Below are 15292 nucleotides of genomic sequence, written 5' to 3'. Positions count from 1 at the left end.
GAATAGTCCCGGTCGTGTGTCGGCCGCCCATCTTGCAACGGAGCATCCATGACCTTTGAGCTACTCGGCAGCGACTTCTTCGGCTACGAAACCCTCCTCACCGCGCCCGAGCAGGCGGCCATCCTCAAGCTGCGCGCCTACCTTGAGCAGGAGGTTCGCCCCATCGCAAACGGATGCTGGGAGCGCGCCGAATTCCCCACCCAGATCATCCAGCCGCTCGCCGAGCTCGGCCTGTACTCCTTCGCCTGGGACGAGACGAAACCGTTTGCAAATTCGGCCGTGTTCCGCGGGTTCGTAGCGTTGGAAGTGGCGCGAGTGGACGCATCCGTTGCCACCTTCGTCGGCGTGCAGAACGGGCTGGCGACCGGGTCGCTCGCCGCCTGCGGCTCAGCCGAGCAGCGCGCCGAGTGGATTCCGCGCCTCGCCTCGGGCGAGATCGTGGGAGCGTTCGGACTGACCGAGCCGCTCAGCGGCTCCGACGCGGCGCAGGGCCTGCGCACCACCGCCACCCGCAGCGGCGACACTTGGACCCTGAACGGCGCCAAGCGCTGGATCGGCAACGCTACCTTCAGCGACGTGACCATCATCTGGGCCAAAGACACCGCCGACCACCAGGTCAAGGGCTTCATCGTGCCCACCGATACGACCGGATACAGTGCCACCAAGATCGAAGGCAAGATCAGCCTGCGCGCGGTGCAGAACGCCGACATCACCCTGACCGACATGGTCGTTCCCGAGAGCCTGCGCCTGCAGAACGCCAACTCATTCAAGGACACCGCCAAGGTGCTGCGGGCCACGCGCGCCGAGGTATCGTGGGCGGCTGTCGGCAACGCCATCGGCGCTTACGACGCGGCCGTGGCCTATTCGAAGCAGCGCGAGCAGTTCGGCAAGGCCATCGGCGGGCACCAGCTCGTGCAGGATCTGCTGGTGAAGAGCCTCGGCAACATCACCGCGAGCCTCGGTATGGTCGTGCGGGTGTCGCAGCTGCAAGACCAGGGCGTTCAGCGCGACGAACACTCCGCGTTGACCAAGGCCTACACGACGAGCCGAATGCGGGAGAGCGTGGCCTGGTGCCGCGAATTGTTCGGCGGCAACGGCGTGACCCTTGAGTACAACGTGGCCCGGCACTTCGCCGACGCCGAGGCCATCTACTCCTATGAGGGCACGCAGGAGATGAACACCCTTATCGTGGGCCGCACCATCACCGGCCAGGCCGCCTTCGTCTGACCCGCAGCCCCCGGCCATCTTGCGCCGGCCGGTTTGCGGTCGGCCGCACGTTACGCCGGCAGAATTTGCGACACGCCGGGTGGGGCATCCGTTTGGTACGGCGTGTCGCAAATTTACCGGCGTTAGCTACGCCAGCGGATGCCCGCGCCCCCGAAAAATCGCGACCCGCGCCCCGAAATCGCGTTTGCTGACTGTCCGCCCACCCTGCCCCGGGATACGGTGTCGGAATGAGACCAAACGAGCGCGGCCCGGAGTGAGTACCGATCAGGGGCTTGACGCGATCGTCGTCGGATCCGGACCGAATGGCCTGGCCGCCGCCGTCACGCTCGCCCGCGCCGGCCTCAGGGTGCGCGTCTACGAGCGCAACCCGCAGATCGGCGGCGGTGCGGCGACAGCCGAACTCACCCTGCCCGGGTTTCACCACGACGTTGGGAGCGCCGTGCATCCGCTGGCGCTCGCTTCGGAGTTCTTTCAGAAGTTCGGTCTCAAAGACCGCATCGAACTCCGGGTGCCCGAGATCTCCTACGGGCATCCACTGCCCGGCGGCCGCGCCGGTGTGGCCTGGCACGATATCGAACGCACCGCCGCCGGTCTCGGGCGCGACGGCCCGGCCTGGCTGCGGCTGCTGGGACCGCTCGTGCAGAACATCACCGCCATCGCCGAGCTCACCGGGGATGCGCTGCTGCGCGTGCCGCGGCATCCGCTCACGCTGGCCCGCTTCGGGCTGCGCGCCCTCGAGCAGGGCAGCCCCGCTTGGAATTGGCGCTTCACCGGCGAGACCGCGCCGGCGCTGCTCACCGGAACGTTCGCACACTCGATCGGACGGCTGCCAAGCCCCTCCGCCGCTGGCGCCGGACTCACCCTCGCCGCGCACGCCCACGCCGGGGGCTGGCCGATCCCGATCGGCGGCAGCGGCGCCATCGTGCGCTCGCTCGCTGACGACCTGCTCGCGCACGGCGGCGAGATCCAAACGAATGCCGACATCACCAGTCTCGACGAGCTGCCGCCAGCACGCGTGACGCTGCTCGACGTGACGCCGCGCGCCCTCGTCGACCTCGCCGCCGGGGCATTGCCCGCGCGTTACACAACTACCCTCAGCCGGTTTCGCTACGGTAATGCCGTCGCCAAGGTGGATTTTGCCCTCTCCGAGCCGGTGCCGTGGGCGGCAGAAGAGTTGCGGCGAGCGCCGACCCTGCACGTGGGGGGCACCCGCGCCGACCAGGCTCGCGCCGAGAATGAGGTGGCCAGCGGGCGTCATTCCGGCTCCCCGTATGTGCTCGCGGCGCAGCCGAGCATCCTCGATGACACGCGCGCTCCCGCCGGCAAGCACGTGCTGTGGGCGTACACGCACGTCCCGGCCAGCTCCACCCGCGACCAGACCGAACAGATCACCCGGCAGATCGAACGCTTCGCCCCCGGTTTTCGCGACACGATTCTCGCCTCCGCCAGCCAGACCGCCGCGCAGATGCACAACCACAATCCCAATCACATCGGCGGCGACATCGCGGCCGGAGCGATCAGCATGATCCAGCTCGTGCGCCGCCCGGTAGTCTCCGGCGATCCGTGGCGCACCCCCCTCGCCGGTGTCTACCTGTGCTCGTCGTCGACGTCTCCCGGCCCGGGAGTGCACGGCATGTGCGGATACCGCGCCGCCCTGAGCGCCCTGGCCCACGAATACAACATCATTGAGCCGCCCGACCTCTCTCCCGGGAGGGCGAGTGATGGTCTATCCCCCTGACAAGTTGACCACGAAACATCAGGTGCCGCGCATAACTCCTGCAATTTCTGGCTGTGTGGGAAGTCACCCCCGTAATTCCGGGCAAGTTTTTCGAACACCCCAAGATTTGCAGGAGTTATGCGACCTCCCGCGTCGGACCAGACCGATCGGGGGACGCTCATTGGTTATTCAGCCATCCCGAAACTTCCATGCGCATCCACTCTGTCCGAGACCAACCCCAAGGAGTTCTCATGGCCGTGAACTACCGAGCTTTCGACTGCACCGCCGAACGGGTCTTGGCCAGCTCTCAAACGGATGGCTCTACCCCACCTGGGTCGTCGGCGCGAGCCGCATGCGCAACGTGGATGCGAGCTGGCCCGACGTCGGCAGCCAGGTTCACCACTCGGTCAGAATCTGGCCCGCTCTGCTCGACGACACCACTTCCGTGCTCGAATGGCATTCGCCCCGCCACGTCATGCTCAAGGCGCGCGGCTGGCCGATCGGTGACGCGCACGTGTCGATCGACATCCAAGACACCGAAAACGGATGCCTCGTGCGCCTGACCGAAGATGTCATCGCCGGCCCAGCCCGCCTCGTTCCCACTCCCCTGGGCGACCTGGCCATCGCCTACCGCAACACCGAGACCCTGCATCGACTCGCCTATCTGGCCGCGGGCCACGCCGACTAGCCCGCGAAACGCGGCGCACGAACACCGGTAATCTGAAACCATGTCCGCCGTGCAGAGCCGCCTCGTCATTCGACTCTTCGCCACCTTCGTCTGGTTCACCGTTCTGGCGGGCCAATTCTGGCGCAACCTCGGCGGCTGGTGGGGCTTCGGCGCCATCGCCGTGATCGTGGTCGTCGGCAGTGTGATCGGCCTCAGGACCCAGCGCAGCAGCGCCCGCAATCGGGCGACCGCCGCCGGCGCCGCGATCGGCGCGAAAGCCAACGCCACGAGCAACAGAAAAAGAGCGGCGCCCGCACCAGACGACACCCCCACCGACCGTGACATCGCGCGAGGCCACACCTACCAGGCGGCCCTGGCCCCGCCCCTGAACTGGCGCAAGTTTCCCAAAACCATCACCGCTTTTTTACTGCTGGCCACCCTGTCGATCACCTGGTCGTATTACCCGGGGGCATCCTTGCTCGGAATAACCCTGCAACTGATCACCACCCTCGCCGCCCTGTTTTTGGCCGTGACTCTCACCTGGCCGGAGCTGCTGCGCACCCTGGCCAGCGCGCTGCGCTGGGTGCTCGCCCTGAGCCTGGCGTTCGAGCTGTTCGTGGCCCTTGTCGTACAACACGAAGTGCTGCCGTTTTTCGTCGACTACGGCACCGAAGACGTGCCGAACGCCTTCTACTGGAGCCGCGGCCTGCTCTTGAGCGGCGGCCCCATCGAGGGCATCGTCGCCAACCGCAACCTGCTCGGATTCATCGCGTTGACAGCCATCATCGTTTTTACCGTGCAGCTGCGAGCCCGCACAGTCAGGCGCAACGCCGGCTTGGTCTGGCTGGCCCTGGGCGTGTGGATGCTGCTGCTCACCCGCTCGGCCACGGTTACCGTGTCGCTCGTCGCGGTCGTCGCCGCCCTGGTCTTCGCGCTCTGGGCCAGACGGGTGCACGATCAGCACCGGCGGCCGCTGTATGTCGTAGCGGCGGCATCCGTTCTGGCGGTGGGAGCGGCGCTCGCCCTGTTCTCCTCGCAACTGTTCGGATTGCTCGGCCGCAGCGACGACCTCACCGGCCGCTTCGATATCTGGGCCAGCGTCACCCACCTCGCCCTGGAACGACCAGTGTTCGGCTGGGGCTGGGTGAGCTACTGGGTGCCGTGGGTGGAACCATTCAACGATCTCGCCGTGCGCAAGGGCGTCACCTACCTGCAGGCGCACAACGCCTGGCTCGACGTGTGGCTGCAGCTGGGGATCGTCGGCGTGATGCTGTTCGCGGCCCTGGTCGGCTCAACCCTGTGGCGAGCCTGGTTTCTCGCCGTCGATCGCCCCCGTCTCGGCGTGAAAGACACCGAACCGTTCGCCGTGTCGGCTCTACTTCCGCTCCTGCTGCTCGCCGCGCTGATCGCGCAAAGCATCGCCGAGAGCCGGCTGCTGATCGAGAGTGGCTGGGTGATTCTCATCGTGCTGGCCGTGGTCACCAAGCGGCAACAGCACGCGCCGCGGCCGATGCCGTGACGCCAGCGCGGTAAATTAGAGGATGACCACCCTGCCCGATGCTCTGCGGCGCGTGCTGGCGTCGCCGAAGTTCGCGGCCGCGCTCACACTCGCCATTCTGGTCACCGCGTTTAGCACTCACCCGCTGCGAAGCGTCATGGGCTGGCCAGGCCTCATCGGTATTCTCGGCGGCCTCGTCGTGCTGGCCGTGCTCTCGCTGCTCGCCCGCCGCCCCATCGTGGAGTGGCACGGTCTGCTGCCCATCTCGATCATCGTGTTCGTGGCCTGGTGCGCGCTCTCCGGCGTATGGAGCGGCTACGTCTTGGAGACCATCATCGGCGTCAGCTACCAGATCACCGTGGGATTCCTCGCCATCTACGTGGCCCTCGTGCGCGACACGTTCCAGGTGGTGCGCGCCACCGGTGACGTGCTGCGGGTGCTGCTCGCCCTCTCCTTCGGGCTCGAAGTGCTCTCGGGGCTGCTGCTCGACCTGCCCATCGCCTTTCTCGGCATCGTCGGCAACATCGACCAGCTCGGGCCGATTCAGGGCGTGTTCGGATCCCGGAACGTGTTCGGTCTCATCGCCCTCGTCGCGGCCGTCACCTTCTACGTGGAGCTTCGCGCCCGGTCCATTCCGCGCGGCCTCGGCATCGGCTCCATGTGGCTGGCCGGCATCTGCCTGGCGCTTACCCGCTCCCCCGTCATCGTGGTCGTCGCCATCTGCGTCGCCGTCGCCGCGCTCGCTCTCTATCGCCTGCGTCGCACGTCCGTCGACGGCCGATGGATGCTGCAGCTCGGCCTCCTGAGTGCGGCTCTCGTCGCTGCCGGCGTGGCCTGGCTCTCACGCCTGCCCATCATCGATGCCCTCAACGCCGGCAGCGAGTTCGAGGCGCGATACTCGCTCTGGAGCGAAATGTGGCGGCTGGTAGAGCTGCATCCGCTCGAGGGCTGGGGCTGGGCCGGATTTTGGCCGCACGACGTCACCCCCTACGGCTGGCTTGAATTCACTACCGGACGCCTGCACGCCACCGGCCTCAACGCCTACCTCGACGTGTACTTTCAGGTGGGACTGATCGGCTTTCTCGCCTTTCTCGCCCTCGTGCTGCTGGCCTTCGTGCGTTCCTGGCTGCTGGCGTCAAACAAGCGATCGCTGGTCTACGTCTGGGCGCCGCTCACTCTCGTCACCCTGCTGGTGACCAGCGCTGCGGAAAGCACCATTCTGTTCGAGTTCGGCTGGCTGCTGCTCGTGATCTGCTCCGTCAAGGCCGCGCAGGGATTGAGCTGGCGAAACGCGCTGCCGCACAAGCCTTACCCCGACGCTCCGTAGGCCCGCGTGCAAGGTTCGGCAACGCCTTGGGTCGGGCGTCCCCGCGAAGGGGCCTCGCTCCGCGGGCGCTACGCCGCTGCGCGGGACATGCGGCAATTCGCGGAGATCGGAGCTGCAGCCGTGGGCGGGCTGACGGCTCGCTACGCGGGTGTTGCGCCAGTGCGCGGGACTTTCGCAGCGAGGCCGATCCGGTTCGATCGCACTCCGCGGGGGCTACGCCAGTACGCGGGGGCTACGCCAGTACGCGGGAGTACTGGCCAGGCCAGAACTCCCGCGCCCCGCGCCGCGCGGGACCTGCGCCTCGTGAGGTCTCAGCTCAGACCGGTTGCACCCGGTCACGCAGCACGTCCTGCAGACCTAGCCCGACCCGGGAGTAGTCCTCGACACGCCAGCCGCGCGCACGATCGGCCCCACGCGCAGCAGCCGTGACATCGGCAGCGCACTGCGCCGCGTCTCATCTCATCTCATCTCATCTCATCTCATCTCATCTCATCTCATCTCATCTCATCTCATGCGCGAGCTTCGCATCCGTCAGAGCCAACACCGAAGCGGATGCCCTACGTGTCAGGGTTGGGTGAGGCCAGTACCTCAGAGCAAGTCCGCCGTGTGACGTAGGGCGAGAATCAGGAATCATCACCATGTCCAGCCCGTCTTTCATCGCCGTGCGCGACGATAGTCCTATGAGTAGTCCCGGACCCCGAGCTGGTGGTCCGACCTCACGAAGGTCGTTCACCCCAGCGCAGAAGCTGGCGTACCTCGCCGCGTATGACTCCGCCATCAAGAACAACGAGGGCGGAGCGTATCTGCGCACCGAAGGGTTGTACTCCTCGCAGATCACGGAATGGCGAAAGCTGCGCGACGCAGGGGTTCTCGCGGGCAAGAAACCCGGCGAGAAGATTGGCCGGTTAACGCCGGAGCAAGCGGAAATCGCCCGGTTACGCCGCCAGCTGAGTAAAACCGAGCAGCGCCTCGAGACGACGGGGGTGGCGTTGGAGATCATGTCAAAAATGCACGAGCTACTCGAAAGTCTTTCGAAGAGCTCGCGGGACGAAACACCGCACACGAAGCCGTAATGACCGCTTACCGCGAACTGGCCAGCCGAGGCATCTCGACCCGTGTCGCGGCCGATCTCGTCGGGATCCCTCGAGCGACCGCGACCCGCAAGCGCCAAACTCCCGTGGCCGGGCCGGCGCCGATCCCGGCGAACAAGATCAGCAATGCCGACCGCCAACAGATTCTGGACGTCGTCAATTCGGAGTCGTTCGTGGACTTGCCGCCGATCCAGATCTACGCGCAGCTGCTGGACGCGGGCACGTACTTGTGCTCCATATCAACGATGTATCGGGTGTTGAACGAGAACCAGCAGGTCAAGGACCGCCGCCGTCTGGCACGCCATCCGGCCCGGGCGATCCCGGAACTGACGGCCACGGGACCCGGCCAGGTGCTCAGCTGGGATATTACGAAACTCGCCGGTCCGGTCAAAGGGAAATACTTCGACGCTTACATAATGATCGATATTTACTCTCGCGACATCGTCGGCGCGTATGTTCACGCGTCGGAATCAGGCGAGCTGGCAGTGGAGATGATGAAGGAAATCTTCGGCATTCACGGCGTCCCTCAGGTCGTTCACGCCGACCGCGGCACGTCGATGACGTCCAAGACCGTCGCGGCGTTGCTGTCTGATCTGGAGGTCACCAAGTCGCATTCGCGGCCTCGGGTAAGTAACGATAATCCCTACAGCGAGGCGTGGTTCAAGACCCTGAAATTCGCTCCGACGTTCCCCGAACGCTTCGGCTCCCTCACCGACGCGAAAACGTTCATGGCCTCGTTCGTCGATGGCTACAACCACGAACATCGCCATTCCGGGATCGGCCTGAACACGCCAGCAGACGTCCACTACGGCCTCGCAGCGGCGAAAGCCATCGAACGAGCATCGACGCTGGACGCGGCCCGGAAACGCTTCCCCGAGCGATTCAGCACAACCCAAGCACCAAAGATTCTGTCCATTCCGGAGACGGCCTGGATCAACAAACCCGCCGACAAACCCCCCGAGAATGAACGGCTCGAACTAGCCGCCTAAACTCCCACTGGCCTCATTCACCTTGACAAATTCCGTGTCGCCGGCTCGCGCCAACAGACGTGCGTTGCGTTTAGTTCGGTGACTCTATGCGTCTGCGAACTCTGGAATCCATTGCGTCAAGGCCGGGTAACTCACATAGAAGAGGTTGCCATCGCGATAGACGAAACCGCCATCCACGTAGTTGGGATCAGTGTCGGGTTCATCGAAGTAGCCTGGAACCGGACTGGACTCTTCAATGAAGCCAGTCGCAATCAGTTCGGCCTTCTTCGCCTCCCACTCGGCAGCGGTTAGGGCGAGGTGCCCGAAGATGACGAGCACGTCGCCTTGCCCTGCCAGGTGCAGGCTATGCCGCCCTCATCTTCCATGAACTGGATAATCCGTTCGCCAGCCCTGATAGTCCCGCAGCGCCAACCCTGAGCCTTCGAAGTCGGTACAGGCCTCCGATGCCAATGCAGTGGCGCACGTTGAAACGTCCGCGGCGACCGGTGGTGCCTCTGCGGATGCAGACGGCGCCAGTGAAACTATCGGCGGATCGCTCGCGACTGACTCTGCCGAATTTTCTGAGCAGCCTGTCAGGACTAGCGACAGTAGCAGGATTGATCCGATTCGAGCAGAAATACGTCTTTTCACCTGAATCTCCATTTACCGAAACTACGCGACACGACCAAGACGGCCATCCTGCTATGCGTCAGACCGGTTGCACCAGATCGCGCAGCACGTACTGCAGTTCCAGCCCGAACCGGGAGTAGTCCCCCGCGCGCCAGCCGCGCACGATCGGCCCCACGCGCAGCAGCCGTGACGCCGGTAGCGCACTGCGCCGCGTCTCTTGCGCGAGCTTCGCATTGATCAGAGCCAACATCGAAGAGGATGCGGCCGGCTCGAACCTCGACGCGCGTTGCTGCAGCGCTGCGGCTCGCGCCAACAGCCGCGCGCTTCGGCGGTCAAGCAGGGAAGCGTGCGACCGCGCGTTCGGCAGTTTCAATGAGCAGCGCCCGCACATCGTCTTCGGTACCGACGAGATCCTGCTCAGCACTGAACTGAACCCAGTTGCCTTCGATCACGGTATCGAGTGTGCAGAACCCGGAATATATGTGACACCCAAATGTGGCCCGGTCAACACCAGCAGGGGTCTGGGCCACGACCTGCGTCGCGTCATTGGCCGACATCAAGTCCGCGGAATGGTCAAACGCCCATTCGCCGCCGGGTAGTGCGCTGATGTAGAGCGGCCAGGTCTGACCTGTGCCCTCGGGAGACCACACGCAGCGGTCGCCGCCGGCAATCGCCCAGCCCGCATCGTCGATGCCCCATCCTTCGCCATCGCTATCGCCGCTGATCAAGACTTTTTCGGCGGTGCTGAACGCCACCTGAAATTCACCTTCGGTGGAGTAAACGGAGCAGTCAGTGGGCAGCATTCCGGTCGAGCCCGGTGCAACCCAACGCGGTCCCGGGGCTGCAGCGCCCGTCACAGTGTTGACGATGTCCGTGATCAGCGGGGCCACCTGCTCAGCAATGGCTTCATTGCTTACACCCGGATCCGCATTCAATCCCCGTGCGTACACGTCGATCCAATTTTCGCCAGCGAGAATATTCGCGGAGCAGGTAAAGAACTCACCGAAATTAAAGCACGCGACCTGGGAGGCATCGCCGTAGGCGGAAACAGCGCCTGACCCAACGTCGGCGTTCTTCGCCGCGTAAGTCGCCCACTGCGTGGTTGCCTCCGGCAGCACCACGACACTTACGAAACTTTGATCGGCGACGTCGCCGCTCGCCAAACAGGAGACCCCGCCGAGCTGACTCACGGCATAAGCCAACGGCGTTGCTGACTGTGGTTTCACCATCAGATCGGTCGTCACCGTTGTCGTATCGAGTAAGTTCTCCACCAATATTGAAGTCAAGAGGTCATCACACGCCAAACCCAGTCGAGACGTTGGCTCCGACACTGGTACAGCGCTCGCCTCCACCAATGGCGCAGTTGTTTCGACGGCTGCAGGGCCAGAAGCACACCCTGCCAACACCGTTGACATCGCTACAATGGCCAGTATTTTCAATCCCCGCATTATTTTCCCCAAGTTTCCTACCCACGAACAGGCTAGTGGCTGGCGCCACCAGGCCCACAAGACGGCCACCGCATGGACCTTCACACCAACGTCGGCGTCGAAACGGCGAAGCAGATATGTTGTGACTATGATCTCGTGGGAAACATTCGTTGGAACAGCGATCGTAGCGACATGCCTTGCAATGACGTTAGGCGGCTGTTCTGGGCCTGCACAACCGGAGACTGCGCTCCCGGTGCCGACGGTCACGATTACACCATCGCCTATTCCGACAATCGACCCGATCAATTGCGACACCGCGTTCACCGCCGACCTAAACGCGAAATTTGCAGAGGACGGTCTCACCTTTCGTGATGACAGCGTCAGCAGCGATACCGACACGCTGCTCGGAACCGATGGTCTACGGTGCCGATAGGGCATACCTCAGACAGATATCTCGGTCGTCTACCAGAATTGGTCACGAGACGCGGCCGCGTGGGAGACCCTGAAGACTGAACTCCTGATCGACGGCTACACCGAAACCGGCCCGTTCGCAGTCAGCCGACCTTTGACCGAGTACGACTCCGCCTGTGGCTACCGGGACGGCATCGTCCACTGCGTCAGCCCATCCCGCTTCATCGGTTGGGTGACAGCACTGCAGTAGTCGTGATTGCCACGACCGAAGAAATACCCTGGCGGAAATGAAATGCATTTCAACCGGAGTCAAACCGGTTGCACCAGGTCGCGCAGCACGTCTTGCAGTCCAAGCATGGACCGGGAGTATTCCCCCACACGCCAGCCTCGCACGATCGGCCCCACGCGCAGCAGCCGTGACGCCGGTAGCGCACTGCGCCGCGCCTCGTGCGCGAGCTTCGCATCGATCGGAGCCAACACCGAAGCAGATGCCGCCGGCTCGAACCCCGACGCGCGTTGCTGCAGCGCTGCGGCTCGCGCCAACAGTCGCGCGTTCCGCGCAGTGCGCGGCGCCCGCAGCCGGTCGAGCTTGCCGGAGGCATCAAGGGCGGTCACGCCGATCTGGTTGCCGCTGTGTTGCCAGTAGTCGGTGAGCGGCTCTTCGAGCAGGTCGACGAGGCCGGATATCGTCCTGGTCACAGAGCGCGATGAGATCGCCCGTTCAGGCCGCGAGCGCCTGCTCGAAGTTCGCTTTAACCCCAGCACCGTACTGTTTCGTAGCACCACCACATTAACAGCGGGCCAGGCAACCACGACCCACTCCAGCACGGCCAGCGTCTCGTCGGGGCGCAGAGACTGCCTGAAGCGCCGAGCGGTTGCACGAATTGCAATGAAACTCTTGAGGGCACCGTCCTTGCCGCTCATCGTGGGCCAATACGAGTTAAAGCGGTTGCACCAGATCGCGGAGTACGTCCTGCAGGCCAAGCCCATAGCTGGCGTATCGACCCCGACGCGATTCACGAACGATCGGTCCGATTCGCCGCACTCTCTGAACCGGGAGCGCGCTGCGCATCTGCTCATGGGCGACCTTGCCGGCGATTGCGGCAAGAATCGGCGCTGCTACCGACGGCCGTAGGTGGGGGGCGCGTTCATTTAAAACCAGGGAGCGAGCCAATAAGCTCGCATTGCGCTCGCCGCCCGGAGCGCGCAGGCGCGCCAATTTTCCCGCCGTGTCGAGGCTGGACGCTCCGATCTGCTGGGAACCATGCTGACGGTAGTCAATGAGTGGTTCATTGATCAGGTCGACCACGCCGGTCGCTGCGGCCACCACGGCGAGCCACTCATCGTGCACCCACGCCGCCGGGAACGGACGGGCCACCTGCAGAAGTTCACGTCGAAGCATCATGGTGGCGCCGGTCACGATGTTGCGACGCAGGAGAAGGTGAATCGCTCGGCCTATGTGCACCGCTTGCTGGTCTGCTGGCGACACCCCCAATGTCTTCAGTAAAGTCGTGCCGAGCGGCTTCCCGGTGGCGTCGACTAGGCGGGCATCCGTGTGCAGAAGCTGTAGTGTTGGCCGGGATGAGAACTCGGCGGTCATACGTGCCAGCCGCCCAGAATGCCAGAGATCGTCCTGATCACTCAGCGCCAGAAGGTCGCCGATACACAGCTTCAGCGCCTGCTCGAAATTGGCCGTCACACCGAGCGGCGTCGCGTTGCGCACCACACGGAGGGCGATGCGAGCGCCCGGGTGCGCTTCCTGCCAAGCAGCGAAAGTGGTCTCGATGATCTGCACGGTATCATCGCTCGACCCATCATCCGACACGATAATTTCGTCCGGGGCGAGAGTCTGCTCCAGAATTGTTCCCAGCTGCTGGGCCACGTGTGCGGCGCCGTTATATGTGCAGAGCGCCACGGAGAGTGTCTCGCTCATTGCGGGTTCATCCTTTAGTTTCAGGTACAGAATTCAGTTCGATCCTATCGGGCACGGTCTGGTACACAGGTCGATGGCTGGGCTGCGCGCCTCGTTGCAGTTGCTACCATTTCGTATTATGCCTAAAATCCTTGTTGACCTTCTCTCGTACACCGGCACCAAGGGCGGTATGGAAACGTACGCGCGCGAGCTCTACCGGGCCATCGCCGCTGCGAATTCCGAGTTCGAATTCGTGGGGCTGGCCAGCAAGGAGGGCTTCGCCCTGGATCAGTCCTGGTTTCCTGGAACCGTTATCGACTCGGGGATCAGCGGGGAGAACCGATTCGCTTGGGCGTTCGGAGAGCTGTTCATGGTCACCCGCTGGGCAAAGAAGCTCAGCGCAGACCTTATTCATTCGCCCGCCACGCTCGGCACGATGAGCCGTGCTGTTCCGAGCGTCGTGACGATGCACGACATGCTCTATTGGAGTCACCCCAACCTCATGTCAACGGGTTTGTACACCGGACCGGTGAAGTGGATGGAGCGGCGCGCTGCACAGGCGGCAACCCGCATCCTCACGATCAGCGACGTCTCTCGCGACGAGATCGTGAAGTTCCTGAGGGTGTCCCCGGACAGACTCGATGTAGTGCCCCTATCGGGCACCGCCTCTCCGTCGGTCGACCGCAGCCGGTTCACCTCCTCGGCGCAGGGGATGCTACTGGCGACGGGAAATCGCCGGCCACACAAGAACTGGGAGGGCATCATCCGGGCGCTCCCCCTCGTACCGGAGGGCATCCGCCCGCGCGTGGTCATCACCGGCAGTCACGGGGACGATCCGCTACGCGCGGTTGTCACCGAACTAGGCTTGGAGAAATGGATCGATCTCAAGGGCTGGGTGACCGCGGAAGATTTGGAGAACCTCTACTCCACGGCCACCGCTATGGTGATGCCCTCGTTCTGCGACGGGTTCTGCCTGCCGGCGTTGGAGGCGATGATGGCCGGTGTTCCCGTGATGCTCTCCGATATCCCGGTCTACCGTGAAGTCTCCGCCGATGCTGCGTTGTATTTCACACCGACCGATTCGGCATCGATCGCCGCAGCTATCTCGACCGCGGTGACGAACCCCACTTTTATGGCCGAACTCGTAGAGCGCGGCTACACGCAGGCAGCGAAATACTCCTGGAAGAAGACTGCGGCCGGAACTCTTGACACGTTCCGCGCTGCCCTCGCTGCTAGGACAGGTTCTTGAGCGTCACGTAGAGCAGGTCGATTGCTTCGTCTACCGCAAAATGGTGGTTGCCCACGAAGAGGCCGTCTTCGTGGATCTTGTCGGCGGCCGGCAGGGCGTCGGGCACGACGGCGTTGAGGTGGGCCATAACCGGGTTGCGGGTGAAGTTTCCCGCGACAATCGGTCGGCACTCGATGCGAGCGGCGTTGAGCGCCTCGACCACTTCGGCGCGTCGTCCGGCCAGAGCGCCCTCGAGAACGAGCGAGAAACCAAACCAGCTGCTCTCGCCCTGCTCCTGCTGAATTCGCACCGTGGGCAGATCTCGAAACTTCTCGACGAAGTATTGCGCGTTCGCGCGACGGCCCGCAATCAATGCCGGGATCTTCTTGAGCTGTTCGATGCCCAGGGCACCCGACATTTCCAGCGGTCGCACGTTGTATCCGGGCAACACGAAGCGGAACATGTCGTCGAAGAGGTCGCCGGATTTGGCGTGAACGTGGTTGTCGACGGGCAGTTCGCGTGTCCAGCCGTGCGAGCGCAGCGAGATCATCTCCTGGTAGAGCTGCTCATCGTCGGTGAGGATGATACCGCCCTCCATGGTGGAGATGTGGTGGGAGAAGAACGCGCTGAAGGTGCCCATCACACCGGCCGTTCCAGCGAACATTCCGGCGTCTTTTGCTCCGAGCGATTCGCAGTTGTCCTCGATCAGAACGAGGTTGTGCTTCGCGGCGAGCTCCCGGAGTCGGGCAAAATCGTTCGGATTACCGAGCAGATTTACCGCGAAGATGGCTTTCGTCTTCGGCCCCACGGACTGCTCAAGCAAGTCGAGATCCATGTTGAGGGTGTCAACATCGATATCGACGAACTTGAGCGTCAGGCCGTACTGGTGCAGCGGATAGTAGGTGGTCGCCCACGAGACCGCAGGCACGAGAACTTCATCGCCCGCGTTCAAGTCGAACCGCGGGTCAAGCACTGCGGCGGCGATCGCGATGAGGTTCGCGCTGCTGCCGGAGTTGACCATGACGCCGTAACGGGCACCGAAGAATTGGGCGAACTCACGCTCGAACTGGGCTACGAGCGGCCCCATCGTAAATCGTCCCTTTTCGATGACCGATTGAAGGGCCGCGTACTCGGCCTCGTCCCAGGATGAGGTGGCGAGAGGAAATATCGGTTCGGTCTGCGCTGTCAT

13 protein-coding genes are annotated in these 15292 nt (G+C 63.8%); 7 read left to right on the top strand and 6 right to left on the bottom strand.

The window, feature by feature from the left end:
- The first annotated feature begins 48 nt into the window (after positions 1 to 48).
- The 6 genes from E3T51_RS14330 (at position 49) to E3T51_RS14305 (ending at position 8516) form a co-directional block, all read left to right on the top strand.
- A complete protein-coding gene (locus E3T51_RS14330) occupies positions 49 to 1227 on the top strand; it encodes an acyl-CoA dehydrogenase family protein (RefSeq protein ID WP_134530403.1) in 1179 nt (392 codons plus the stop codon).
- A gap of 253 nt (positions 1228 to 1480) precedes the next feature.
- Positions 1481 to 2965: a phytoene desaturase family protein gene (locus E3T51_RS14325; RefSeq protein ID WP_134530402.1), complete on the top strand. Its 1485-nt coding sequence runs from the start codon at positions 1481 to 1483 to the stop codon at positions 2963 to 2965.
- Between the two features lie 331 nt (positions 2966 to 3296).
- On the top strand, positions 3297 to 3632 hold the full coding sequence (locus E3T51_RS14320) for an SRPBCC family protein (RefSeq protein WP_338145162.1): 336 nt from the start codon (positions 3297 to 3299) through the stop codon (positions 3630 to 3632).
- Positions 3633 to 3672: 40 nt separating this feature from the next.
- Complete coding sequence (locus tag E3T51_RS14315; RefSeq protein ID WP_134530401.1) at positions 3673 to 5130, top strand: O-antigen ligase family protein; 1458 nt, start codon at positions 3673 to 3675, stop codon at positions 5128 to 5130.
- Positions 5131 to 5152: 22 nt separating this feature from the next.
- A complete protein-coding gene (locus E3T51_RS14310) occupies positions 5153 to 6436 on the top strand; it encodes an O-antigen ligase family protein (protein WP_134530400.1) in 1284 nt (427 codons plus the stop codon).
- Between the two features lie 680 nt (positions 6437 to 7116).
- Positions 7117 to 8516 (top strand): IS3 family transposase gene (locus E3T51_RS14305; protein WP_134530470.1). Its coding sequence is split into 2 segments (ribosomal slippage): positions 7117 to 7438 and positions 7438 to 8516, totalling 1401 coding nucleotides; the frame shifts between segments, so codons are not numbered across the junction.
- An 84-nt stretch (positions 8517 to 8600) separates the two neighbouring features.
- Here the strand turns inward: E3T51_RS14305 and E3T51_RS14300 are convergent.
- From E3T51_RS14300 to E3T51_RS14285, 5 genes are all read right to left on the bottom strand, one after another.
- A complete protein-coding gene (locus E3T51_RS14300) occupies positions 8601 to 8834 on the bottom strand; it encodes a hypothetical protein (protein WP_134530399.1) in 234 nt (77 codons plus the stop codon).
- A gap of 370 nt (positions 8835 to 9204) precedes the next feature.
- A complete protein-coding gene (locus tag E3T51_RS16825; protein ID WP_166806493.1) occupies positions 9205 to 9375 on the bottom strand; it encodes a hypothetical protein in 171 nt (56 codons plus the stop codon).
- A gap of 82 nt (positions 9376 to 9457) precedes the next feature.
- Complete coding sequence (locus E3T51_RS14295) at positions 9458 to 10819, bottom strand: hypothetical protein (protein WP_134530398.1); 1362 nt, start codon at positions 10817 to 10819, stop codon at positions 9458 to 9460.
- A 453-nt stretch (positions 10820 to 11272) separates the two neighbouring features.
- The gene (locus E3T51_RS14290) at positions 11273 to 11662 is read right to left on the bottom strand and encodes a hypothetical protein (protein ID WP_134530397.1); all 390 of its coding nucleotides are present in this window, start codon (positions 11660 to 11662) and stop codon (positions 11273 to 11275) included.
- 241 nt (positions 11663 to 11903) lie between these two features.
- The gene (locus tag E3T51_RS14285) at positions 11904 to 12896 is read right to left on the bottom strand and encodes a glycosyltransferase family 2 protein (RefSeq protein ID WP_134530396.1); all 993 of its coding nucleotides are present in this window, start codon (positions 12894 to 12896) and stop codon (positions 11904 to 11906) included.
- Between the two features lie 118 nt (positions 12897 to 13014).
- Between E3T51_RS14285 and E3T51_RS14280 the strand changes: the two genes are divergently transcribed.
- Positions 13015 to 14124 carry a glycosyltransferase family 4 protein gene (locus E3T51_RS14280; RefSeq protein WP_166806492.1) on the top strand — a complete coding sequence of 370 codons (1110 nt, stop codon included), beginning with the start codon at positions 13015 to 13017 and terminating at the stop codon, positions 14122 to 14124.
- Here E3T51_RS14280 and E3T51_RS14275 read toward each other — a convergent pair.
- Positions 14108 to 15292 (bottom strand): DegT/DnrJ/EryC1/StrS family aminotransferase, encoded by a 1185-nt coding sequence (locus E3T51_RS14275; protein WP_134530394.1) that lies wholly within the window; start codon positions 15290 to 15292, stop codon positions 14108 to 14110. The genes E3T51_RS14280 and E3T51_RS14275 overlap by 17 nt on opposite strands.

Origin of the sequence: Cryobacterium serini (assembly GCF_004404025.1) — a bacterium.
GTDB lineage: Bacteria > Actinomycetota > Actinomycetes > Actinomycetales > Microbacteriaceae > Cryobacterium > Cryobacterium serini.
The sequence above is the reverse complement of the archived record's forward strand: the minus strand, read 5'-3'. Positions and strand labels throughout refer to the sequence as shown.

Bases quoted from the DNA above. Each gene is read 5' to 3' on its own strand.
- E3T51_RS14280 (WP_166806492.1), top strand. From the start codon at position 13,015: ATGCCTAAAATCCTTGTTGACCTTCTCTCGTACACCGGCACCAAGGGC.
- E3T51_RS14275 (WP_134530394.1), bottom strand. From the start codon at position 15,292: ATGACAGCGCAGACCGAACCGATATTTCCTCTCGCCACCTCATCCTGG.
- E3T51_RS14330 (WP_134530403.1), top strand. From the start codon at position 49: ATGACCTTTGAGCTACTCGGCAGCGACTTCTTCGGCTACGAAACCCTC.
- E3T51_RS14310 (WP_134530400.1), top strand. From the start codon at position 5,153: ATGACCACCCTGCCCGATGCTCTGCGGCGCGTGCTGGCGTCGCCGAAG.
- E3T51_RS14285 (WP_134530396.1), bottom strand. From the start codon at position 12,896: ATGAGCGAGACACTCTCCGTGGCGCTCTGCACATATAACGGCGCCGCA.
- E3T51_RS14315 (WP_134530401.1), top strand. From the start codon at position 3,673: ATGTCCGCCGTGCAGAGCCGCCTCGTCATTCGACTCTTCGCCACCTTC.
- E3T51_RS16825 (WP_166806493.1), bottom strand. From the start codon at position 9,375: ATGTTGGCTCTGATCAATGCGAAGCTCGCGCAAGAGACGCGGCGCAGT.
- E3T51_RS14320 (WP_338145162.1), top strand. From the start codon at position 3,297: ATGCGCAACGTGGATGCGAGCTGGCCCGACGTCGGCAGCCAGGTTCAC.